This is a genomic window from Collinsella sp. OM06-18AC, assembly GCF_003438785.1.
GTDB lineage: Bacteria > Actinomycetota > Coriobacteriia > Coriobacteriales > Coriobacteriaceae > Collinsella.
The window spans coordinates 40,767-57,811 of record NZ_QSTX01000007.1; the positions used below are offsets into that span (position 1 = coordinate 40,767).

A 17,045-nucleotide genomic window follows, 5' to 3' on the forward strand; every position below is an offset into this window, starting at 1 on the left:
TCGGATTGGCAAACCCTGGTAACAGTTATACCAACTTATACCGAGTTATACCAATAGCATGTGACAAAGGAACTGCCCCTTTGTCACATGTGGCCGAAAAACTCGGCGTCTGCTGCTCGCCAGGGGCGGAAGGTGGCGGGATCGACCTTTACGTGCGCCGCAAGCGGGTGCGTCGTACCATTTGACCGTGTAGCCGGCGCCGTGGGCGCAAAAGACCGAGTCGGGCGTGTTGGGCAGATCGGCCTCGGGCTCGTAGGCGGCAGCCTCGATTACGCGCTCGCCATCATGGCAAGCCGCATAACCGGCGAACTCCAGGTACAGATGCCCGCGACCGCTCGTGTAGGCAGCCACCTCCAGCGCATAATCTTGCACCTCGGATGCCGGAACGCGACCCACAAGCTTCGCCCGGTCTCCCGCCATCGTCGGCGGCTCGTACTCGGCACTCATGCGCGTGGCATCCGAGAGCGCCCGGCCCACGCACTCCCCCGGCACCTCGAGCTCAAAGCGATACCACGGCTCCAACAACACCGCCGCGCCGGCCTCGCGCGCCTGCATCAAACCCTGGCGAATCGCGCGGTACGTGGCCTGGCGAAAATCGCCGCCCTCGGTGTGTTTGGCATGCGCGCGGCCGCCCGCGAGCGTAATGCGCACATCGGTGATGGGCGAGCCCGTCAGCACGCCCAGGTGGTCGCGCTCCATAGCGTTGGTGAGTGCCAAACGCTGCCAGTTAAGATCGAGCTCGTCGGCCGAGGTCACGGTGCCAAACTGCACACCCGAACCCGCCGGCAACGGCTCCAGGCGCAGATGCACCTCGGCATAGTGGCGCAGCGGCTCAAAGTGGCCCACGCCCTCGACCGGCCGCGAAATAGTCTCCTTATAGAGAATGCCGCCGGGCTCAAACTCAATCGAAAGGTCAAAGCGATCGGCCAACACCCGCTGCACGACCTCGAGTTGCACGGCGCCCATCAACTGCAAGTGAATCTGCTCAAGATGCGTATTCCAGCTTACGCCGAGCATGGGGTCTTCGTCCGTCAGCTCAGCCAGCGCTTTAAACACCGCATGGACATCATGTTCGCCCGGGAGCACCGTATAGGTGAGGACCGGCGCAATGACGGGCGCATCGCACCCGGGCTCCGCACCCAAGGCATCCCCCGGGCGAACGTGCGCAAGACCCGTCACGGCACAAATACCGCCAGCGGCAACTTCCTGGGCAAGCTCGTACTTCTCTCCGTTATAGATGCGCACCTGATCGACCTTTTGCTCCCATGCCTCGGCGCCGGAACGCCCGTCAATCATCTGTTTGGCATGCAGTGTGCCGCCGGTCACTTTAACCCAAGCCAAGCGCTCGCCACGAACACCGCGGCTGACACGATAGACACGCGCGGCGAACTCCGGCGGCCACGCCTGCTCACGCATCAGCGTGCACATACCATCCAGCAGCTCGCCCACGCCCTGATCCTTGAGCGCCGAGCCGGCAAAGCAGGGAAAGAGCCTGCGCTCGGCAACCATGCGCGAAAGCGTTGCGACGGAAAGCTCACCCGTCTCAAGAAACTCCTCGAGGGCTGCCTCGTCCAACGCGGCAGCGTCCTCCCAAGCGGCGCCGCCCGCCAGCAGTTCGTTCGCATCGAGGCAGCCCTCGGAAAGACGCTGCCCAAGTTGTGCCAGCAAAACATCGCGGCCGGGATTCTCCAAATCGATTTTGTTGATATAGATGAACGTCGGAATGTCATAGCGCGCAAGCAGGCGCCACAGGGTTTCGGTGTGCCCCTGCACGCCGTCGTTGGCACCTACCACCAAAATCGCGTAGTCGAGCGCACGCAACGTGCGCTCTGCCTCGGCCGAAAAATCCACGTGTCCGGGAGCGTCCACGAGCATGACGCGGGTATCACCGTGGTCGAACACGGCCTGCGACGAGAAAATCGTGATGCCGCGCTCGCGCTCGATGGCGTTGGTATCCAGGTGCGAGTCGCCATCGTCCACGCGGCCGCGCTTGCGAATGCGACCCGCGCAGAACAGCATGGCCTCGGCCAGTGTGGTCTTGCCGGCATCGACATGCGCCAAGATTCCAACGACCGCTTGCTTCGACATGGCTCTCCTCTTATTGCAAGCCCGTCGCACTCGGCAACGGGCATCCTCGTTCCACACTGGATGATACAATTTACGGGCCGGCGGGCGAAGCGGGCCCTATCCCCCGACCAAGCTCATCGCCCTGCGTTGCCGCGCGGCGATTTTCGTAGGTTCGCGCCTTACGAAAGCCGGCACCTCCCCTTTTGTCTGCCCGGTCTCATCTGAGGCGGTAACAATGCGAGTCCCACAACGACGCGTTTTACCAAAAATGGCCCCACGCGGGGCCATTTTCATTTCGATGAAACGCTGGTATGTGACTCGGCCCTTATGCCTCGCGCAGCCAGTCGAACGCAACGCGCGGCGTGCCGTCGGACACATACACGACGCCGGCGCGCTCGAACCCTGCCTTGAGGCTCGCACCCTGCATGGGCAGGTTGTCCGCGTGCGTATCGATACGCAGATGGTCGGCACGCTCCTTGGCAAAGGCAAACATCGCGGCCGCGATACCGTGCACGGTGCCGTCGGACGCCACGCGGTGCAGCACGGCGTACGGAGTGTCGCTGCGCCACTGACCGTCCTCGATGACGTCATAGCACTCGTCCGGGCCCGGCAAAAAGGCAAACGTCGCCACCACGCGACCGTCGACTTCGCACACATAGCTGCCACCGGCGGCGATATCGGCAGCCAGCTGCTCGGCCGAAGGCGTGCCCTCGGGCCACTGCGTGGCGTTGCCATGCGCGCGCATAAAGGCGCGGGCGGCATCATAGATAGCCATGACGGCGGGAATGTCGGTCTCGAGGGTTTTTCTGATCATCACGCGGCGACCTCACGTTTATTGGTATCACTTTGATTGAGCAATGATACCAGCGTTTGGAAAGGGCAAGGAGCGGATGGGAAGCAAAAAGCGAGCCGCCTGGTCAAAGGCCAAAAGCGAGTTTTTGGGCGCTGCCACCGGCGGCGATATGAGCGACCTGTTTGCGCGCGAGGACGAGCGCCGCGATGCCCTGGACGCCGAGCGCGATGAGGCTTGGCGCTACAAATCGTGCGAGCGCAAAAACCGCTACGACACACGCGCCGAGGCCGAGGCCGTTATGGCCGACTGCGAAAACCGTGGACGGCGTGGTTTGGCCTGCTACAAATGCGAATACTGCGGCGGGTGGCATCTGACGTCGCATCCTTGGAAATAGGCTCCGCAACGGAGCGGCGCTCACGCAGCGGCACGGCACCGACACATCGCCGGCCATCACGCGCAGGCTACGGGCGCGGCGGCACCAAAACATCGTAGCGGACGGCCTTGCCCGCAAGCTGATAGCTCGGCTTAACGCCGGCAAGCAATGGGCCCTTCACCGGCCGTTTGATAACGACCTTGCGCGGCCGCACTGCAAGCGCAGTTTTAACCAGCGTCTCCTCATCGGCACACGGCTGTTCCAGATGGTGCAAGAGCTGGAACTTCTTTTTGACCGCCGCGCTCTTGGTGCGCTCAGGAAACATGGGGTCCAGATACACCACGTCGGGAGCCGCGAGCTCATCGCGCTCGACCAGCTCAGCCGTATGGCGAAGGCCGGCAATGCTGTCCTCGCCCGCATGTAAGTGCATGCGCGCCACGGCGGCCGCAAGCGCCGAATCATCTGACGCGCGATCCAGGGCATCCTGGAGCAGCGCCGCGATCACGCAATCCTGCTCATACAGATCGACGGTAAAGCCCGCTGCCGCCAGCAGCAGCGAATCCTCGCCAAAGCCTGCCGTGGCGTCAATCGCCCATGGTTGTTCGATGCCTTTTGTGCGCACAGCCTTTACCAACAGCTCTTGCTGCAGACGACCCTGCTTGAGCCGTGGAAGCATGCGGCCAAAATCGGCACGCAACTCCATCGTGCCGTCGGTGAGCGTAAGGCCCTCGGACGTCCGCACGAGCTCGAGCCCAGCAGCCCGAGCAACAGAAAAGGGATCGACGACGCCCATGGACACTCCTTAGCAAACAAAACGAATACATGGGCGCCATTCATGTCGGCACCCAACCGTCCGTTATTGTCCCACATGCGACATGGTCCACAGCATCCCAATACAAAGCACCGCCATCAATACCGTGCACACGGCAGCGATCACAGAATCACTCATGCGCCTTCCCAGCGACCGCGGCTCATCCACTTGCTTGACTCCGTACATCATGGCTCCTCCTTCGGTCCAGCTCTTACCATGGCCTCATCATCGCAGCGCCGCGCATGCGCTGCCATCGATTTGACTTACGTCCAGCTTTCCTTTTTGAAAGGTTGAACCGTGCAGGCAAGAGACGCTTTCAGGCGCATGCATCGCCGCGTTGAACTACAATGTGCTTCACCATATGTGCAGCACATAGGGTGCGCCAGGTTGGCGTACTCGTATCGAAAGGACCAGCCATGAGCTTCACTCGCAAGACACTCAAAATCCTTGCCCTGATTTATTTTGTTCTGGGCATCGCCAGTCTCGTCATAGGAATCGCCGGCATCGCGACCGGCAAGTTCGAGTCCACCTACGGATCGAACGCCATGCTCGCCGCGGCCGTGATTATCGCCAAGGGCCTCATCGATCTTGCCGCGGGCGTTGCGGGCATCAAGGGTGCCAACAAGCCTTCGCAGGTTGACGGCGCGTTTAAGCTCGGTATCGTTGCTGCAGTCGCCACGCTTGCCCAGGCGGTGCTCACGCTTCCCGCGTTTGGCGGCGACGCCATCAACTTTGGCGCCTTTGTCATCGTGGTGTACGACCTGTTCTTTGTTCAGCAGGCGCACGCCGTCAAGGCCGAGAACAAGGACCGCCTGTAAGCGCTCGCTTCTCATAGCCTCTGCAGCCAAGCAACTAAAAAGGGCCGATCGCACATCTCCGCGGTCGGCCCTTTGCATTTGCCCAGATAAAACCTGCCAAAATAAACCTGTCCCTTTTTGGTAGATTAGTGGCGGTACTCGGCGATGATGAAGTCGATATCGGTTTGAAGGGTGTCCAGGTTTGCCAGGCGCTCTTTGTCGGCGGGGCGCGTACGGTAGTAGTACGGCGTCATCTGGAACACCGCCTCGATGTCAGCCTGGGTCTGGAGCGTAATGTTCGCAGACACCCGCTGCGTTCCCACCAACTCGAGCTCGGTCGTCTTCGGCAGCTTCTCGTCGTTAAGGTACGGCGTGTCGTAGAGCACCTCCTTGAGCCCAAACAGATGACGGGCACCCGGCACCACGGTGTAGAGCGAGCCCTCGGGCGCCAGCACGCGGGCAAACACGCGCTCGTTAAAGGGAGCGAAGAGCTCGGTCACCATATCGAAGGCGCCATCGGCCACGGGGATGTCCTTCATATTGGCCACAAAGTAGGTCGCATCGCCGCGCTTGGCGGCCAGGCGCACCATCTCCTTGCCCAGGTCGAAACCGTAAGCATCCACGTCCGGCACCGCACCCATGGCGCTAGTGTAGTAGCCCTCGCCGCAGCAAATATCGAGCAAGGTCATGGGGACGCCTGCAGACGCCGCGCGCCCAGACACCTGCTTGCGCACCAGCTCGACCATCGCATCGCGCAACGGCGCATAGTAACCGCGGTTCAGAAAGTCGCGACGACTACGCGCCTGCGACTTGGGATCGCCCATGGAGTCGCCGCTCTTGGACGAGCGCAGTAGATACAGATAGCCCTCGCGCGCACGATCAAACCGGTGTCCGCCCGCGCACACAGCACCGCGCTCATCGTCCACCAACGGCTCATGGCAAACGGGACACAACAACATGGCAACTCCTTAGCGCGAACAACACAACGCCCACCATTGTCGCACGCCTTCCCCATCTAGTCATAGAAGAGACAAGGAGTGTCCCCCAGCTGCCGGCAGAAAAGGAATGTCCCTAAGTGCCGACTAGTCGATTAGGAGTATCATCGTCTGCGCAAATAAGCACGAAAGAGCATATTAGAGATTGAGAGCGTATGGCAGACACCGCATCTAAGCACATTGACATGACCACCGGCTCGCTATGGCGCAATATTCCCCTGTTCGCCTTCCCCGTGGCCGCCACGAGCATCTTGGAGCAGCTGTCGAACCTCATCGCCACGGTCATCATCGGTAACTTCTCGGGCGACCAGGGAACCCTCGCCATGGCGGCGGTCGGCTCCAATGTTCCGCTTACCAGTCTTATGCTCAACCTTTTTATTGGCATGTCGCTTGGCTCCAACGTGGTCATCGCCAACGCTATCGGCCGCAACGATCAGAACATGGTCAAACGCGCCGTCCATACCTCGATTTTAATGGCACTCGTGGGCTTTGCCGTCATCGCACTGGGCGAGATCTTTGCCGAGCCCATGCTCGCTGCGCTCAACGTGCCTGCCGAGACCATGCCGCTCGCTTCGCTCTACCTGCGCGTCTTTTTGCTCAGCATGCCCTCGATCTTGCTCTACAACTTTGAGGCCGCGATCTTCCGCTCCGTCGGCATCACCCGCATGCCGCTGCAGGCGCTTGCCGTGTCCACCGTCCTCAACATTGGCCTGGACCTCATCTTTGTCCCCGTACTCCACTGGGGCGTCGCGGGCGTCGCCATCGCCACCGCCATCGCCTACACCGTCAGCGCCGCAACCCTCTTTGTCCGTCTGCTCAAGACCGACTCCGTCGTCCGCGTCACCCCACGCGACCTTGCCATCGACCTCGTCGCCCTCAGGCGCATCGTCAAGATCGGCCTGCCCGCCGGCATCCAGAGCGCCGTCTTTGCCGTCGCCAACATCATCATCCAGTCCGCCATCAACAGCTTGGGCACCGAGGTCATGGCGGCATCCAGCGCTGCCATGAGCCTGGAGTACGTGTGCTACAACCTGCTCAACAGCTTTAGCCAGGCCTGCACCACCTTTGTGGGACAAAACCACGGTGCCCGCCAAATCGACCGCTGCACCAAGACGCTCAAGGTCTGCCTGGTCGAAGGCGGTATCGTCGCGCTCACCACCATCGTCATCATCGTAGGCTTGGGGCGCGAGATCCTATCGCTCTTTAACAGCGACCCCAACATCGTCTCGATCGGCTACATCCGCGTGTGTTCGATCTTCCCTGCCTACGCCTTTAGCATGTTCTACGAAAACATGTCCGGCTACCTGCGCGGCTTTGGCATCTCGCTCATGCCCGCCCTCATCACCATGATCTGCGTCTGCGGTATTCGCTTCTATTGGGTATTCTGCGTGTTCCCGCACTTCCGCACCTTTGCGAACATCATGATGGTCTACCCCATCAGCCTGGGCACCACGGCGTTCTTTATGGTCGTGGCGGTACTACTCTGCCACCCGGCACGCACCTATCGCGCCGCCCAAGCCAAAGCGACAGCCCGCTAAACACCGCACTCAACGCCATGCCAGTCATTAATTGACAATATGCGAGCTCATATAGTCGATAAAGTGCCTCGTGGCGATAGGCATGGTGTCCCAGCTGCGCCAGGCTGCCACTACGTCACGCGAGGGAGCATGCACGATGGGACGCACGCGAATATCGGCCCTCATGCCCTCGACGGTACGGCGATACAGCATACTCACGCCTAGGCCCTCCTCCACCATCGCCATGATGGTGTAGTCGTCGGTCACCTCGCTCGTCACGCGCGGCGACAGCCCATGCGCGGCAAAGGCATCGAGCACCAGACTCTGTTCGCCCTCATCCAGCAGCACAAACGGTTCGGACGCCAGGTCGGCGAGCGTCACCTTTTCCTTTGCCGTCAGCGGATGCGCGGCCGGCAACAGCGCCACCAGCTCGTCGTGATAGACCACGCGCTTCTGAAGCCCCGTGGTAAATCCGCGTGCCGTAAAGCAAAAGTCAACCACGCCATCGTGCACCCACTGGGCGTTGCGCGTGTAATCGCCCTGCTTGAGGGTAAAGCGTACGCCCGGATGCAGGGCCCCAAAGTCGCGGATCACGCGCGGCAACACGGTACGGCTCACATTGGTAAACGTCGCAATGCGAATGTCGGCCGATGAAAGCCCCAGCAACTCCTGACGCTTGCCCTCGAGCTCGGCCTCGGCAGTTACAATCTGGCGCAGATACGGCAGGGACTGTTTGCCGTCGCGCGTAAGCGACACGCCCTGCTTGCCGCGCTCGATAATCGTGGTGCCCAGCTCGCGCTCGAGCGCTTTGACGGCCTGGCTTACCGCACTTTGCGTATAGCCCAGCTCGTCGGCCGCGCCCTTCAGGCTGCCGCAATCGACCACCATACATACAATCTGATACCGCGATGCCATCGTGCCTCCACATCGATGTAGCCGTAAAACGTTTTGCCAGCGCTTTTTCCGCCTACATTAGTATTACTTAATCATACTGAAGATACATTCGCTTTACTACATCTAAATCTGGGAGCAGAATCCTTTTTGCGAAACCGTTCTGTAACAAAAGGAGTCCCATGGATCGCAAAAAAGCAATCGCGCTCTCGTTTTCCGTTCCCGTCGCATGGGGCTTTTCGTACCCCCTCATGAAGATCGGCATGGACAGCATGAACGCCACGAGCATCGTTGCGCTGCGCTGCATCATCGCCTTTGTGGCCTGCCTGCTGCTCTTCCACAAGCACGCGCTGCGCATTAACCGCGACCTGATGGTTCGCGCCGCCATCATCGGCGCCATCATGGCAACCGAGCTCACCTGCATGTGCTTGGGCTCCAGCCTCACCTCCGCCTCAACCGCCGGCTTTTTGCAGAGCCTGACGGTCGTAATCGTGCCGTTTGCCAACGCAGCTCTGCTGCGTCGCGCCCCCGAGCGCAAGGTGCTCATTGGAACTGCCATCGTCACCTGCGGTATGCTGCTGCTCTCGGGCGCCGACTTTACCAGCCTGAATCCCGGCGCGATCATCATGCTGCTCTCGGCCTTTATCTATGCCGGCCACATTATCGTAGCCAAGCGCTTTGTCGAAGAAGTCGATCCGCTGGCCCTGGGTGTTTGGCAGCTGGGCTTCGGCGGCCTGTTCTCGGGCATCGCCGCATTTACCTTTGGCGGCTTTACGCTTCCCAGCACGCCGAGCGAGATCGTCGTTGTCGTCGCACTCGCACTCATCTGCTCTGCCTACGGCTTTATCACCCAGACGCTCGTACAGCCCCACGTGCCCGCCGAGACCACGGGCTTTGCCTTCTCGCTCGAGCCGGTCTGCTCCGCCGTCTTTTCGTTCTTCCTGGTCGGCGAGGTCCTGAGCCCCATCGCCTTCTTTGGCGCCGCCCTCATCCTCACCGGCGTCATGGCGGCAACCGTCGAGCTCCCGCGCCTTCGCTCGCAAGGACACGCTCACATGGCAGGAGCACCCGAGCACGTCTCGTAGGCCCCACTCTTCATACAGCCGCGGCATAAAGGCAACCGGTGCGCCTTTACAATAGATGCCAACAGAGCATCTGCCATAAAGGAGCCCCATGGACACCGCAACTCGCGACCGCAACATAGCAACTTGGTTGGGCGATGCGCCGCAGCCGGTACGTGACACGACGGACCAGCTGCTCGAGCGCATCGCCCTTTTACGTGCCGAGCAAACCATTTACCCGGCACAAGACGACATCCTCAATGCCCTCGCCTATACGCCGGCCGACCATGTCAAAGTTGTCATTTTGGGTCAAGATCCCTATCACGGACCCAACCAGGCCATGGGGTTATCGTTCTCGGTTCCCGCGACGCAAACCAAGTTGCCGCCGAGCCTGCGCAACATCTATAAGGAACTCAAAGCCGATCTGGACTGCCCCTTTCCTGCCACGGGAGACCTAACCCCATGGGCACAACAGGGCGTCCTGCTCCTTAACACCACGCTCACCGTGCGCAAGCATGCCGCCAATTCGCACGCCAAGCTGGGCTGGAGCACGCTCACCGACTATATTATCGAACGCTGCTGTCAGCTGCCCCAGCCGGTAGTCTTTTTGGCATGGGGTCGCTTTGCCCAGCAGATGGTCGAAGGCAAGCTCGCCGCGACCGGCGCAGGCAAGGCAGCCGGTAAGTTCTGCCTGGCCTCCACACACCCCTCGCCGCTTTCGGCCAACCGTGCCACGGCAGAACTCCCCGCTTTTATGGGGTCGCGCCCCTTCTCGGCATCCAATCGTCTACTCGAACAGCACGGCTCGATCCCCGTCAACTGGACTTGCCTCGGCTAAAAATCGATACATCAAAAACGCGTCCGACGGCTTTCCATCGGACGCGTTTCCTATTCGGGCCAAATAAACTGGGTACGGTCTGCCTCGCCACCGTCAATGAGCAGGCTCTGCCCGGTCATAAACCGGTTGGTCACGCCCACAAAGTAGATCCACTCGGCGATCTCTTGGGCGGTGGCCCAGCGTTTAAGCGGCGTGAGCTCCATAATCTGGTTCCACAGGTGTTCGTCTTCCATCACGCAACGGTTGAGCGGCGTGATAACGCCGCCCGGGTCCACACTGTTGGCGATGGCCTGCGGCGCCAAGCGGTTTGCAAGGTTCTTGGTGTAGGCGATAACGCCGCCCTTGCTGGCAGCATAGGCGGGAAACTCCGATCCCGTATGCCCGCTCGCCGACCCCACATTGACCACGGATGTAATAGCCGGCGCCGGCTTGGCGGCAAGCCCCTCCCCCACAAAGGCGTAGCGCTCGGTCACGTTGATGGTGCCGCACAGGTTGGCGGCAATATCGTCGGCCGAGTCCTGCGTACCAGCAACATTCACGATCACCTGGGGTTCAAGCTCGCCTGGAAACGAGTCCGGCTCGCGGACATCGACGATCAGATGGCGATAGCGCTCGTGCTCGATCGCTGCCGGCAGCAAATCAAAGCCCACGACCTCGTGGCCCTCGTCCAAAAAGCATTGCACGCACGCGGCTCCGATACCGCCCGAAGCGCCCGTGATCAAAACCCGCATACTTGCTCCTTAGGCGGTTGCGTGGCGCTCGAGATACTCGGCGCCCACATTCTCGCGCTCCCAGCCGCGCACGACCTTGTAGCCCACAGGGCTCAGGAAGACCTCGCACAGCAGCTCGGCAACAGCGCCGGTCAGCGAGCACATAAGGACCTGCACCCAGGTCCAACCAAAGAACGTGTGGCTCACCACAATGGCAAAGACCAGGTTGTCGATAAACTGGCCAACACCCGTGGACACATAGGAACGGAAGGCAAAGCTCGCAAAGTTATTCTTTTTGAGCATACGGCCGAGCGACTGGTTGAGCGTGGAATTAACCACGGCAGAAACGAGCATTGCCAGCGAAGAGCCCAGCACCACGTACCAGGTGCCGCCAATGGTGGCGTTAAGGGCGCTGTTGACCTCGATCATGCCCGTGTCGTAGTAGGCGCCCCACATGCCGGGCGTGAGCGAGCATGCCCAAAAGCACAGGCTCACGGCCAGGTTGACCAGCAGCGCGAGGACAGAGATTTTGATGGATGCCTTGGCGCCAAAGCGCTTGCAGATCATGTCCTGGCACAAAAACGAAACCCAGCTCACCACAAAGCCGCAATCGAGTGCCAGATACGGCAGGCTGATGAGCTCTTTGTTGGCCAGCAGGTTCATCATGATGACGCTCACGAAAAACAGCGAAACCGTTGCCGCGGGAATGCTCCGCAACAGGACCTTGTAGTCCTCCATGACCTTCTTGATCATTATGTACTCCTTTGGTTTTAGGTTTAACGAGCAGGATATCGGACCCGAACTGCTCGGACGCCCCGGTCTTGAGACGACGGTGGGTATGATAGCCGCTCATACGGCATCAGGCAAGTAAACGGCGCGGCAGCCCCGCAGGGCCACCGCGCCGATGCGCTAAAAGGCCACGTTGCCAAACTCCGACAGGATAAGGTCGGGGTTGTGGTCAGTTGCCCAATCCACGTTCCACGGGCTCGTGAACAGCAGCAGCTTACCGCCGCGCATGTCCTCGACGCGCAGGGTGTCGCGCGTGAGCGAAAGGCCCGGGATATCGATGGTATCGGGGTCGTTCTGAATCCAGCGGATGTCCGTATAGGGCAGCGGCTGGCGGCGAACCTCAACACGATATTCGGCCTTGAGGCGGCGCTCGAGCACCTCAAACTGCAGTACGCCGACCACGCCCACGATGACGCTCTCCATGCCGGCACCAAGCTCGCGGAAGATCTGGATGGCGCCCTCCTGGGCAAGCTCCTCCATACCCTTGACGAACTGCTTGCGCTTGAGCGTGTCGACCTGCGTAATGCGAGCGAACATCTCGGGGGCAAACGTCGGGATCTGCGGATACTGCACGTGGCGCTTGCCGGAGCACACGGTGTCACCGATGCTAAAGATACCCGGATCGAACAGGCCCACGATATCGCCCGCGTACGCCTCGTCCACGATGGCGCGGTCATCGGCCATCATCGAGGTGCCCGTAGCCAGCTTGAGCTTGCGGTTGCCCTGCACGTGGAAGGCGTCCATGCCACGCTCGAACTTGCCCGAGCAAATGCGCACAAAGGCGATGCGGTCGCGGTGGTTCTTGTCCATATTGGCCTGGATCTTAAACACAAAGCCGCTAAAGTCGTTCTCGGCGGGCGCGACCGGCTCGCTGGTGAGCGTATCGGTATAGGCACGCGGCGTCGGGGCCAGACGCAGGAACTCTTTAAGGAAGGGCTCCACGCCAAAGTTGGTGAGCGCCGAGCCGAAGAACGCCGGGCTCAGCTTGCCGCAGGCCACGGCATCCAGGTCGAGCTCGTCGCCGGCGCCATCGAGCAGCTCGATGTCGTCCATCAGGTTCTTGTGGTTCTCCTCGCCAATAAGCTCGTCCATGGCCGGATCGCCCAGCTCGGCCTCGACCTCGGCGACCTTCTTGGTGGCGTTGGCGTGGCCGTCGCCCTCAAAGGCAATGACGCGACGGGTCTGACGATCGAACACGCCGCGGAAGTTGCGCCCGCTGCCGATCGGCCAGTTCATGGGATACGTATTGATCCCCAGAACATTCTCGATCTCTTCCATGAGCTCAAAGGGATCGCGAGCCTCGTGGTCGAGCTTGTTCACAAAGGTAAAGATGGGAATATGGCGCAGCGTACAGACCTTAAAGAGCTTTTTGGTCTGGGCCTCGACGCCCTTGGCGCCGTCGATGACCATGACCGCGGCGTCGGCAGCCATAAGGGTACGGTAGGTATCCTCCGAGAAGTCCTGGTGGCCGGGGGTATCGAGGATGTTGACGCAGGCGCCGTTGTAGGTGAACTGCAGCACCGAGGAGGTAACGGAAATACCGCGCTCCTTCTCGATGTCCATCCAGTCCGAGACGGCATGCTTGGCCGAGCTCTTGCCCTTGACCGAACCGGCGGTCTGGATGCTGCCGGTATAGAGCAGCAGCTTCTCGGTAAGCGTGGTCTTACCGGCGTCCGGGTGGCTGATGATCGCGAATGTGCGGCGCGACGAGATTTCATCCGACAGGCTTGCCATGCGGATCCTTTCTTGCATTGAGTGCATTACGTCGATGTAACCGCACTATTGTAGCCGCGAAATCCCGCTCTAGGGCGCCTATCAGGACAAATTCATCAGTTGGGGCCTGGGTAGCCGGCCCAATCCGAATTTGTCTCTTGCGTAACTGTGCATAGTGTATATATACTGTGCTTACCGGTTATATACACGTGTAGCCCATCAGCTAAGGAGCCGCTGTGGACATCATCCTATCCAATTCGAGCGACAAGCCCATCTACGAGCAAATAGCCTCGCAAGTCAAAGCTCAGATCCTTTCGGGCACGCTCGCGGCGGGAGCCAAACTCCCCAGTATCCGTGCACTCGCGAGCGATCTTGGCGTGAGTGTCATCACCACCAAGCGCGCCTACGCCGACCTGGAGCAACTCGGCTTCATCTGCACCGTGCAGGGCAAGGGCTGTTTTGTCGCCGAGGGCAACCAGGAGCTCTTGCGCGAAAACCAGCTCTGCCATATCGAAGAACTGCTTGCGAAAGCGGCGAGCCAAGCCGAAGCCCTGGGCGTTACGCGCGACAAGCTGCACGAGATGCTCGACCTGGTAGCCCCCGAAACCATGCAGTAGCCATCTGCAAGAAAGGCTATACCATGCAAAACCTTTTAGAACTCAAAGGCATCTCACGCCGTGTGAGCGACCGTTTTTCGTTGCGAGTGGTCACACTCGCCGTGGAGCCCGGCCAGATCGTTGGCTTTGTGGGCGCAAATGGCGCCGGCAAGACGACGACCATTCGCGCCGCGCTTGGGCTTATAAAGCTCGATGCCGGCGAGGTGCATCTGCTTGGACAGCGCTGCGACGCCAACGCGCCCGACGAGACGCAGCGCCACCTGCGCTCCCGCATCGGGCTTGTCCTGGACACGTGTCCCTTCCCCTCCACGCTCAAGGTGGGCCAGGTCGAGAGGCTCGTAGGCCCGGCATACCCCACGTGGAGCTGCGAAACGTTCGCCGGATTCATCGACCGATTTGGCCTCGATCCCAAGACGAAGGTCAAGGACCTCTCCCGCGGCATGGGCATGAAGCTGCAGCTCGCCTGTGCGCTCAGTCACAATGCTAAGCTGCTCGTTTTGGACGAAGCCACCGCGGGCCTCGATCCCATGGCGCGCGAGGAACTGCTCGACGAGTTGCTCGCCTTTGTCGCCGACGGCCAGCACAGCGTGCTGCTCTCAAGCCACATTACATCCGACCTCGATCGCACTGCCGACCGCGTCATCTGCATCGATAACGGCTCGATTGTGTTTGACCTGCCGCGCGAGGACATTACTGACCGTGCTGGCATCGCTCACTGCACTCAGGCACAGGCCGCCGAGCTTATGGCTTGCGTCGAAGACGCCCGCGCCGCCCACCACGCCTACAGCGTGGACGTGCTCGTGCCCGACCGTCGCGAAACGCTCGAGGCCTTTCCAGAGATTCCCTGCGATCGGGCAACCATTGATGACTATCTTCGCCTCATGCTGAAAGGGGCTTCGAAATGAAACGCGCCTTTATGTCCGAGCTCGCCATCGTTCGCACGCTCGCCCCGAGCATCGCGGGCGTCGGCCTGTTCATCTTCGTCGTACTGACCCTCGCCAACGCATCGGATGGCGATTCCGGTATGAGCGCCGGCGCCTGCGCGGTCAGTGCCATGTCGCCCATCATGGTCATGAGTTCGCTGGCCGGCTTCGACAATCAAAACGGATGGGAGCGTTATCGGGCGACGCTGCCCATCTCGCGCAAAGACATCATCTGTGCACGCTACCTGAGCATCATTGCCTTCTCGGCCGTTATGACCTGCGCCGCCGCGCTTTTGAGCATCATCACCTTTCCGTTCTTCGATCACATGGGCATGCCCTCGACGGGACAGATCGTCTTTGAGACCACGATAGCCTCCGCCGCATCGATGCTCATCTCCCTCATGATGGTGTTTTTGGCACAGCCGCTGTTCTTCCGATTTGGACACATGGAGGCGCTGCGCTTTTCCGTCGGCCTGTTTGCCCTGCTCGGATGCCTTGCCATGGCCACGCTGAGCTCCTCCAACCCCATCAGCAACTGGCTCATGTCGATTGCCGGGGCAAATCCCGATCCCGCCGTCCTCGGCTGCCTGTGCGCAGGAATTGCCGTCCTGGCCCTCGTGCTATTTACACTGAGCTGCGCTATCAGCACCAAGGTCTACCGAACACGCGACCTGTAGCCACGCGAGCCTCGATCCACGAAGGACGCGGTCGTCCCCTCCCCGCAAATCCGTGGCAAACGGCATGTCCCCGGGTTGCGCTCCCGTGCTACTTGCGCAGCGGCTTGGGCAGCGGAATGCCCGCCGCAATGACGGCGGCGATGATCATGCAGACGATACCCTTGAGTGGGAAGCACATGAGCAGCAGGCCCACGACCATGACCGGCTGACGCATGACGGCGCCCATCGTCGAGGCGGTACAGACGGCGACGCAAAAGACCGGATCGGCGCCCGTAAGGATGGCAAGACCGTAACCCAGGCTCACGCCCGAGAAGATAACCGGGAAGAAGTGGCCGCCGCGCCAGCCCATGTTGATGAGGGCAGGCGTCAACATGGCCTTGACAAGACCGGTTGCAATAAGCACGCCGGCGGGAATGGTCATATAGGTCTCCATGAGCACATCGGCTTGTGTCTCGCCGGCAAACATGGTGTAGGGCAGAACCGTGCCGCAGATGGCGAGCGCCAAACCGGCCAGCATGGCCTTGACGACAGGGCGCTCCCCCACGGCATGAGCCAATGCCTCACTCGCGTGCTCCGAGACAAAGTACAGCCAGCCACAGGCCGTGCCGACGAGCGCCAGGGGAATAAGCCAGGCAAGCTCGAGGTTGCCCACCTCGGCGGCCTCGAACCTGGGCATGCCCATGCCGCCGCCCATGAGCTGGCCGAGCAACAGATAGGTGCCCAAGCCACCGGCAATCGCGATGCCGTAGACCACGGTCTTTTGCGCCTTGGGCAGCTTGATCGTGATCTCGTCAGACGCGGACTCATCGTCATTGGCACCCTGACCGTCAGCACTTCCGGCGAGCGGCGCCACAAAGCCAAACACGGGCGCGGTAAAGAGTGCCGTCAGAGCAGCCTGGGTGCCCAGCAGCGTGAGCTCCCTAAACTCAGCTCCAAAGCGACGCATGCGATCGCCGACCCAGCTGCACAGTCCCGCGATAACGCCGGTCAGGCCGGCCTCCGGTCCAATACTTCCGCCAAACAGCAACGGCAGCAGCGCCGCGAGCGAAAGCTTGCCCAGATTGTCGTACGGGTAGCGACCGTCTTGCTTGACCTTGGTCATGACCTGGTTGAGGTCGTCGGTCTTGGCGCCCGTAATCTTTTCGTACAGACCGATCAGCAGGCCGCCCAGCAAGCAGACAAAAAACGGGTACGGCAAAAAGCCAAACGGACCGCTGGCGAGTTCGGGCGAAGAGACACCCAGCATATGCGGGACCTCGGTCCACAAATAATCAATGCCGTGCTCCATCGCAAAGAAGAATAGCCAGACTGCAGCACCCGCGAGTGCACCGGTCACGGCAACGCTGACCAAAAACAGCGCGCGGTTTGTGGGTTTGGCAAGGTTATCCATCGGGTCCTCCCGTGGTCAAAATCGACAAAGATACGTTTTATTGTAGAGCGAGCGTTGCCCGAACGAGCCAACCGTCTGCACCG

At 60.8% G+C, this 17,045-nt stretch carries 18 protein-coding genes; 8 read left to right on the plus strand and 10 right to left on the minus strand.

Features of this window, described 5'->3' with window-relative positions:
• Nucleotides 1–45 precede the first annotated feature (45 nt).
• The gene (locus DXB86_RS05735; RefSeq protein ID WP_233504164.1) at nucleotides 46–2,088 is read right to left on the minus strand and encodes a translation factor GTPase family protein; all 2,043 of its coding nucleotides are present in this window, start codon (nucleotides 2,086–2,088) and stop codon (nucleotides 46–48) included.
• A 304-nt stretch (nucleotides 2,089–2,392) separates the two neighbouring features.
• Complete coding sequence (locus DXB86_RS05740; protein WP_117736485.1) at nucleotides 2,393–2,881, minus strand: GNAT family N-acetyltransferase; 489 nt, start codon at nucleotides 2,879–2,881, stop codon at nucleotides 2,393–2,395.
• Nucleotides 2,882–2,957: 76 nt separating this feature from the next.
• Here DXB86_RS05740 and DXB86_RS05745 point away from each other — a divergent pair, with 76 nt between their 5' ends.
• On the plus strand, nucleotides 2,958–3,254 hold the full coding sequence (locus DXB86_RS05745) for a hypothetical protein (RefSeq protein WP_055310006.1): 297 nt from the start codon (nucleotides 2,958–2,960) through the stop codon (nucleotides 3,252–3,254).
• 67 nt (nucleotides 3,255–3,321) lie between these two features.
• On the opposite strand, the gene DXB86_RS05750 is transcribed toward DXB86_RS05745, so the two are convergent.
• Together DXB86_RS05750 and DXB86_RS09985 are read right to left on the minus strand one after the other, a co-directional pair.
• Nucleotides 3,322–4,026: a class I SAM-dependent methyltransferase gene (locus tag DXB86_RS05750; protein WP_117736486.1), complete on the minus strand. Its 705-nt coding sequence runs from the start codon at nucleotides 4,024–4,026 to the stop codon at nucleotides 3,322–3,324.
• Nucleotides 4,027–4,089: 63 nt separating this feature from the next.
• Nucleotides 4,090–4,233 (minus strand): hypothetical protein, encoded by a 144-nt coding sequence (locus tag DXB86_RS09985; protein WP_158555292.1) that lies wholly within the window; start codon nucleotides 4,231–4,233, stop codon nucleotides 4,090–4,092.
• Between the two features lie 227 nt (nucleotides 4,234–4,460).
• Between DXB86_RS09985 and DXB86_RS05755 the strand changes: the two genes are divergently transcribed.
• A complete protein-coding gene (locus tag DXB86_RS05755; RefSeq protein ID WP_117635536.1) occupies nucleotides 4,461–4,862 on the plus strand; it encodes a hypothetical protein in 402 nt (133 codons plus the stop codon).
• Between the two features lie 125 nt (nucleotides 4,863–4,987).
• Here the strand turns inward: DXB86_RS05755 and DXB86_RS05760 are convergent, their stop codons facing one another.
• Nucleotides 4,988–5,800: a putative RNA methyltransferase gene (locus DXB86_RS05760; protein ID WP_117736487.1), complete on the minus strand. Its 813-nt coding sequence runs from the start codon at nucleotides 5,798–5,800 to the stop codon at nucleotides 4,988–4,990.
• A 191-nt stretch (nucleotides 5,801–5,991) separates the two neighbouring features.
• Between DXB86_RS05760 and DXB86_RS05765 the strand changes: the two genes are divergently transcribed.
• The gene (locus DXB86_RS05765) at nucleotides 5,992–7,374 is read left to right on the plus strand and encodes an MATE family efflux transporter (RefSeq protein ID WP_117736488.1); all 1,383 of its coding nucleotides are present in this window, start codon (nucleotides 5,992–5,994) and stop codon (nucleotides 7,372–7,374) included.
• A gap of 27 nt (nucleotides 7,375–7,401) precedes the next feature.
• Here DXB86_RS05765 and DXB86_RS05770 read toward each other — a convergent pair whose 3' ends face one another.
• Entirely contained in the window at nucleotides 7,402–8,268 is an 867-nt protein-coding gene (locus DXB86_RS05770; RefSeq protein WP_117736489.1) for a LysR family transcriptional regulator, read from the minus strand.
• 158 nt (nucleotides 8,269–8,426) lie between these two features.
• On the opposite strand from DXB86_RS05770, the gene DXB86_RS05775 reads away from it, so the two are divergent.
• Complete coding sequence (locus DXB86_RS05775; protein WP_117636901.1) at nucleotides 8,427–9,329, plus strand: DMT family transporter; 903 nt, start codon at nucleotides 8,427–8,429, stop codon at nucleotides 9,327–9,329.
• 88 nt (nucleotides 9,330–9,417) lie between these two features.
• Complete coding sequence (locus DXB86_RS05780; protein ID WP_117736490.1) at nucleotides 9,418–10,143, plus strand: uracil-DNA glycosylase; 726 nt, start codon at nucleotides 9,418–9,420, stop codon at nucleotides 10,141–10,143.
• Between the two features lie 50 nt (nucleotides 10,144–10,193).
• On the opposite strand, the gene DXB86_RS05785 is transcribed toward DXB86_RS05780, so the two are convergent.
• The 3 genes from DXB86_RS05785 to DXB86_RS05795 all read right to left on the minus strand — a co-directional run bounded on the left by DXB86_RS05785 (nucleotide 10,194) and on the right by DXB86_RS05795 (nucleotide 13,376).
• On the minus strand, nucleotides 10,194–10,874 hold the full coding sequence (locus tag DXB86_RS05785) for an SDR family NAD(P)-dependent oxidoreductase (protein WP_117736491.1): 681 nt from the start codon (nucleotides 10,872–10,874) through the stop codon (nucleotides 10,194–10,196).
• A 9-nt stretch (nucleotides 10,875–10,883) separates the two neighbouring features.
• A complete protein-coding gene (locus tag DXB86_RS05790; protein WP_233504165.1) occupies nucleotides 10,884–11,606 on the minus strand; it encodes a VUT family protein in 723 nt (240 codons plus the stop codon).
• A 156-nt stretch (nucleotides 11,607–11,762) separates the two neighbouring features.
• On the minus strand, nucleotides 11,763–13,376 hold the full coding sequence (locus DXB86_RS05795; protein WP_117736492.1) for a peptide chain release factor 3: 1,614 nt from the start codon (nucleotides 13,374–13,376) through the stop codon (nucleotides 11,763–11,765).
• A gap of 215 nt (nucleotides 13,377–13,591) precedes the next feature.
• Between DXB86_RS05795 and DXB86_RS05800 the strand changes: the two genes are divergently transcribed.
• From DXB86_RS05800 to DXB86_RS05810, 3 genes are read left to right on the plus strand one after another with little or no spacing between them, the layout of a single operon-like run.
• Nucleotides 13,592–13,972, plus strand: a complete 381-nt coding sequence (locus DXB86_RS05800) for a GntR family transcriptional regulator (RefSeq protein ID WP_055252216.1) — start codon at nucleotides 13,592–13,594, stop codon at nucleotides 13,970–13,972.
• 23 nt (nucleotides 13,973–13,995) lie between these two features.
• Nucleotides 13,996–14,877 (plus strand): ABC transporter ATP-binding protein, encoded by an 882-nt coding sequence (locus DXB86_RS05805; protein ID WP_117736493.1) that lies wholly within the window; start codon nucleotides 13,996–13,998, stop codon nucleotides 14,875–14,877.
• Complete coding sequence (locus DXB86_RS05810; RefSeq protein WP_117736494.1) at nucleotides 14,874–15,572, plus strand: ABC-2 transporter permease; 699 nt, start codon at nucleotides 14,874–14,876, stop codon at nucleotides 15,570–15,572. Before DXB86_RS05805 ends, DXB86_RS05810 begins: the two co-directional genes overlap by 4 nt.
• 88 nt (nucleotides 15,573–15,660) lie before the next feature.
• Here the strand turns inward: DXB86_RS05810 and DXB86_RS05815 are convergent, their stop codons facing one another.
• Nucleotides 15,661–16,962, minus strand: coding sequence for a chloride channel protein (locus DXB86_RS05815; RefSeq protein ID WP_117736495.1), 1,302 nt, complete (start codon nucleotides 16,960–16,962; stop codon nucleotides 15,661–15,663).
• Nucleotides 16,963–17,045: the final 83 nt, after the last annotated feature.

Excerpts from the sequence above, each read along its gene's own strand:
- DXB86_RS09985 (WP_158555292.1), bottom strand. The coding sequence starts at position 4,233 with ATGATGTACGGAGTCAAGCAAGTGGATGAGCCGCGGTCGCTGGGAAGG.
- DXB86_RS05760 (WP_117736487.1), bottom strand. The coding sequence starts at position 5,800 with ATGTTGTTGTGTCCCGTTTGCCATGAGCCGTTGGTGGACGATGAGCGC.
- DXB86_RS05785 (WP_117736491.1), bottom strand. The coding sequence starts at position 10,874 with ATGCGGGTTTTGATCACGGGCGCTTCGGGCGGTATCGGAGCCGCGTGC.
- DXB86_RS05740 (WP_117736485.1), bottom strand. The coding sequence starts at position 2,881 with ATGATCAGAAAAACCCTCGAGACCGACATTCCCGCCGTCATGGCTATC.
- DXB86_RS05795 (WP_117736492.1), bottom strand. The coding sequence starts at position 13,376 with ATGGCAAGCCTGTCGGATGAAATCTCGTCGCGCCGCACATTCGCGATC.
- DXB86_RS05775 (WP_117636901.1), top strand. The coding sequence starts at position 8,427 with ATGGATCGCAAAAAAGCAATCGCGCTCTCGTTTTCCGTTCCCGTCGCA.
- DXB86_RS05745 (WP_055310006.1), top strand. The coding sequence starts at position 2,958 with ATGGGAAGCAAAAAGCGAGCCGCCTGGTCAAAGGCCAAAAGCGAGTTT.
- DXB86_RS05750 (WP_117736486.1), bottom strand. The coding sequence starts at position 4,026 with ATGGGCGTCGTCGATCCCTTTTCTGTTGCTCGGGCTGCTGGGCTCGAG.
- DXB86_RS05780 (WP_117736490.1), top strand. The coding sequence starts at position 9,418 with ATGGACACCGCAACTCGCGACCGCAACATAGCAACTTGGTTGGGCGAT.
- DXB86_RS05765 (WP_117736488.1), top strand. The coding sequence starts at position 5,992 with ATGGCAGACACCGCATCTAAGCACATTGACATGACCACCGGCTCGCTA.
- DXB86_RS05815 (WP_117736495.1), bottom strand. The coding sequence starts at position 16,962 with ATGGATAACCTTGCCAAACCCACAAACCGCGCGCTGTTTTTGGTCAGC.
- DXB86_RS05790 (WP_233504165.1), bottom strand. The coding sequence starts at position 11,606 with ATGATCAAGAAGGTCATGGAGGACTACAAGGTCCTGTTGCGGAGCATT.
- DXB86_RS05735 (WP_233504164.1), bottom strand. The coding sequence starts at position 2,088 with ATGTCGAAGCAAGCGGTCGTTGGAATCTTGGCGCATGTCGATGCCGGC.
- DXB86_RS05810 (WP_117736494.1), top strand. The coding sequence starts at position 14,874 with ATGAAACGCGCCTTTATGTCCGAGCTCGCCATCGTTCGCACGCTCGCC.
- DXB86_RS05755 (WP_117635536.1), top strand. The coding sequence starts at position 4,461 with ATGAGCTTCACTCGCAAGACACTCAAAATCCTTGCCCTGATTTATTTT.
- DXB86_RS05770 (WP_117736489.1), bottom strand. The coding sequence starts at position 8,268 with ATGGCATCGCGGTATCAGATTGTATGTATGGTGGTCGATTGCGGCAGC.
- DXB86_RS05805 (WP_117736493.1), top strand. The coding sequence starts at position 13,996 with ATGCAAAACCTTTTAGAACTCAAAGGCATCTCACGCCGTGTGAGCGAC.